General features: G+C 51.0%; 5 protein-coding genes. All 5 read left to right on the plus strand.

Annotation, left to right across the window (positions count from 1 at the left end; genetic code table 11):
- On the plus strand, positions 1 to 256 hold a 256-nt coding region (locus tag KB557_RS09435), incomplete at its 5' end, for a hypothetical protein (RefSeq protein WP_315856217.1).
- Positions 253 to 1,071 (plus strand): A24 family peptidase, encoded by an 819-nt coding sequence (locus KB557_RS09440; protein ID WP_255133584.1) that lies wholly within the window; start codon positions 253 to 255, stop codon positions 1,069 to 1,071. The genes KB557_RS09435 and KB557_RS09440, both read left to right, overlap by 4 nt.
- A gap of 24 nt (positions 1,072 to 1,095) precedes the next feature.
- Complete coding sequence (accD, locus tag KB557_RS09445) at positions 1,096 to 1,959, plus strand: acetyl-CoA carboxylase, carboxyltransferase subunit beta (RefSeq protein WP_255133586.1); 864 nt, start codon at positions 1,096 to 1,098, stop codon at positions 1,957 to 1,959.
- Between the two features lie 32 nt (positions 1,960 to 1,991).
- Complete coding sequence (locus KB557_RS09450; RefSeq protein WP_255133588.1) at positions 1,992 to 2,369, plus strand: hypothetical protein; 378 nt, start codon at positions 1,992 to 1,994, stop codon at positions 2,367 to 2,369.
- Positions 2,366 to 3,466 carry a Gfo/Idh/MocA family protein gene (locus KB557_RS09455; RefSeq protein WP_255133590.1) on the plus strand — a complete coding sequence of 367 codons (1,101 nt, stop codon included), beginning with the start codon at positions 2,366 to 2,368 and terminating at the stop codon, positions 3,464 to 3,466. The genes KB557_RS09450 and KB557_RS09455 overlap by 4 nt, the downstream gene beginning before the upstream one ends.
- Positions 3,467 to 3,961 lie beyond the last annotated feature (495 nt).

Consider the following 3,961-nt stretch of genomic DNA (forward strand, 5'->3'; position numbering starts at 1 on the left):
TTCGGGGCAATTCGATGCCGCGATGTGGCGCTGTCCCCCTGAACAATTAGGGAGAATGCTTCATATTGCCCGGCGCTTGTATTTGCATTATTTGGAACGCTGCGGCAGCCCCGACCCTCTAGGGGTTGTGATTGTTGCCGGCGGTAGATCAGCTCGCTTAATTTTTGAAGCGCCTGTTCTACTACCCCAGGAGCAATTTTTGCCACTGGATTTGTTACGGCTTAAGCCGCAGCAAAAAAATCGCTCGCGGCGATGACATCACAATTAGCGCTTACGGCAGCCTTATTTGGCTTGTGTGTTGGTAGTTTTATAAACGTAGTTGTGTGGCGCATCCCTAGGGGAGAATCATGCGTTTGGCCGGGCAGCCATTGCCCAAAATGTGGCAAAAGCCTGGCCTGGCATCAAAACATTCCGGTTTTGAGTTGGTGCTTGTTAAAGGGGAAGTGCGCGTTTTGCTTTAGCTCTATTAGCCCCATTTATCCAGCGGTTGAATTATTAAACGCTGGGTTGTGGGTGCTGCTAGCACTACCTGGGGTGGGCCGAATGGGAGCCCCTGATCAATTACTAAATCTTTTGGCTGGTGCAATTTTTGTGAGCTGGTTGCTGCCGCTTGCCTTGATCGATTTAAAAACGATGCAACTGCCTGAATCCCTTTGCAAGTGGGGGGTAATAACTGGTTTGTTATGCAGTGTTGGCCTCGGTGCATTGCAGGGTGCCGGCGCTGAAATGCTTTTGTATCACTGCCTTGCTGCGGTGGTGGGCTTGCTGGCTTTTGAAAGCGTTAGCGCTGGCGCCGAGAGAATCATGGGGGTGCCGGCTTTAGGGCTAGGGGATGCGAAGTTGGCGGCGCTGCTTGGCGCCTGGCTTGGCCTCAAGGGTTTAGGGGTTGCGGTTGCCCTCGCTGTGCTGCTTGGGGCAATGTTTGGAGTGATCGGGCGCCTTAGCGGCAAACTTTCAGCTCGAGAGCCCTTTCCTTTTGGCCCTTTCCTGGCAGTTGGTGGATTTCTGAGTTGGCTTGCCTGCGACAGCTTTTGGGGATTTGTTATCAGCCCCCCCTTCAGGATCCTTTAATAGATAAGTGTTAGCAAGTCCATTGTGTCGCTGCTCGACTGGTTTGCGGATCGCCGTAAAACTGCCCCTCTAGTGCGGGCAGCGCCTGAAAATGACGAAGGTGATGGCTTATGGAGCAAATGCCCTGAATGTGCAGAGGTGGTTTACCGCAAAGATTTGCTAGCGAACGCAAGTGTTTGTTCTGCCTGCGGTCATCACCACAGGATTGACAGTGAAGAAAGGCTCAGATTATTGATGGATCCAGACAGTTTTGTTGAAAGCGATGCGGGCCTGAGCCCAACCGATCCACTCACTTTTAAAGATCGAAGGGCTTACGCCGATCGGATTCGCGATAGTCAACAAAGCACAGGCATGCGCGATGCCGTGGTTTGCGGAATCGGCAGGCTTGAGGGATTTTCCCTCGCAGTGGCGGTTATGGATTTCCGCTTTATGGGGGGAAGTATGGGTTCGGTGGTGGGTGAAAAACTAACCCGTTTAATCGAAACAGCCACTGCCAAACGTTTGCCTGTTTTAGTTGTATGCGCCAGCGGCGGCGCCCGGATGCAGGAAGGAATGCTTAGTTTGATGCAAATGGCAAAAGTGTCTGGCGCATTAGAGCGCCACCGCAGCCAGGAACTTCTTTACATTCCACTGCTCACTCATCCCACCACCGGAGGCGTAACGGCAAGTTTTGCAATGTTGGGAGATTTAATCCTTGCAGAACCGAAAGCACTTATTGGCTTTGCCGGCCGCCGTGTAATCGAGCAAACCTTAAGAGAAAAACTACCCGACGATTTTCAAACAGCTGAATACATCCAAGACCACGGATTTGTTGATGCAATTGTTCCCCGCACCAAGCTGCGTAGCACTATGGCAAGCCTGCTGGAATTACATGGTCAAGTTGCGTGAAGTTTCTAAAGGGGCTTCTGTTTACTGCTGCAATGCTGTTTTTGCTGAGCTTAATTCAGCCGTTGCCGGTGTTTGCTGGCCCGGTTGATTGGCAGGAGGTAGTACCCACCAGTGCTGGTCGTCAATGGTGGGACAAAGGCAGCTTGAGGCTTAACCGCAAAGGCGAATTAACAGTTTTAAGTAGATTTAGCGCCACTCCCGATGAATCAGGAAAAACAGCAACCGGTTCTCTTTACGTGATGGCTTTGGATTGCGATGAAAAGCTTTATAAAGATCTGCAAGTAAATGGATTACCGAAACCGAGGGCTGATTGGCAACTCGTGGGATCGGAAGATTTAATCGCTGAGGTGCTTGAGCAGTCTTGCGCAGAGGCGAGTAGCCAGGGATTAAGGGAGGCAAGCAAGGCTTGAAAGCTTCTCAATTAGGTGTTGCAATCGCCGGCTTGGGTTTTGGTGAAAAAGTGCACCTTCCGGCTTTGTCTGCCTGCCCTGCCACAACACCAGTGGCCCTTTGGCATCCGCAAAATGAGAAGTTGCAGCAATCTTGCAGCAGAACAGGGCTTTGGGGTAGCTCAAATTTCAAGGAGCTATTGGCCAATCCCGAGGTAGAGGCCTTAATCATTGCAACTCCCCCAGGAGCTCGTTTCCAGCTAGCAAAACAGACACTTCTTGCCGGTAAGCACGTGCTGCTGGAAAAACCAATTGCGCTCAATTCCACTGAAGCGTTGCAATTAGAGCAACTAGCCCTTGCCCAGGGATGTTGTTGTGCCATTAATTTTGAATATCGAGCAGTGCCCGCATTTCAGCAACTAGCGGAACTGCTTAGGGCTGGTTGGCTTGGGGAACCGTGGCTAGTGCGTTTCGATTGGCTGATGGAGAGCCGCAGCGATCCAAAGCGACCATGGAATTGGTATGCCCAACAGGAGTTAGGGGGGGGGGTTTTAGGTGCTCTTGGCAGCCACGCCTTCGACATGATGGAGTGGCTAGTGGGGCCGATCGTGGCGCTGCAAGCCCAGTTATCTGTGGCGATCAAGGAGCGCCCAATGCCAAACGGCAATGGTTTTGCAGCGGTGGATGCAGCTGATACAGCCCTCATCCAAATGCAACTGCAGCCCCATTGGAGCGCTTCAAAGCAATTTTTGTCTGCCCAATTAGCTCTTTCTTCAGTGGCCCGGCAGGGAAGGGGATGCTGGCTTGAGTTTTATGGCTCAGAAGGAACATTGGTTTTAGGTAGCAGCAACCAAGCCGACTATGTGCATGGCTTTGGTTTGCAGGGATGCCGCAAAGGAGAAACGATGGCAGCTATTCCCAATAATCCAGCCTTTAGATACAACCGCACCTGGGAAGACGGCCGCATCGCTCCCGTGGCTCGGCTCATCGGCTGGTGGGCGGAGGCAATTAGAGAAGCGAAACCAATGGTGCCTGGGTTACTTGAGGGCTTACAAAGCCAGATTGCTATGGATGCATGCCAAAGCAGTGATCTGAGCGGAAACAGGGTGTTGCTTTAAATCAGAAAGATCTGGGCGCTCGAGGTGGTTTACAACCGTCTAGCTATTGGGACAAGACCCACAAGACTTTATTGAATAAGTTTTACTTATCATTCAAGGTTATCCCCAGCTCTCAAGTGTTCTCCACAGCTTTAACCAGCTTTTCCACAGGGAAATAGCATTTGCTTTTAAAAATCTCTGGCAACGAGCCGGCAATCTCAAAATCCTGTGAAATGTAGTTATGCATACCAGCTGCCCTTGACTAATGCTGCCAGTCGCTCACGCCAACTTGCCTCAAGTGCTTAGAACGGCAAGCATTCAGTGATTGCAATTGATCTCAGCGATGAGACAGCTAATATGAAGGCGATGCTTCCGTTTTGACGAAACCACCGGAACTGTGGCTTCATGGTTGCAATCGAGCGAACTAGGAATTTGAAGAGCGTTAGAGATGCAAACGTGGGAACAAACAATTTTGATGTGGTGAGCATGGAAGCAGAGCTACCAGAAGCGTTATTT

Source organism: Synechococcus sp. Cruz CV12-2-Slac-r (genome assembly GCF_024346075.1).
GTDB lineage: Bacteria > Cyanobacteriota > Cyanobacteriia > PCC-6307 > Cyanobiaceae > Synechococcus_D.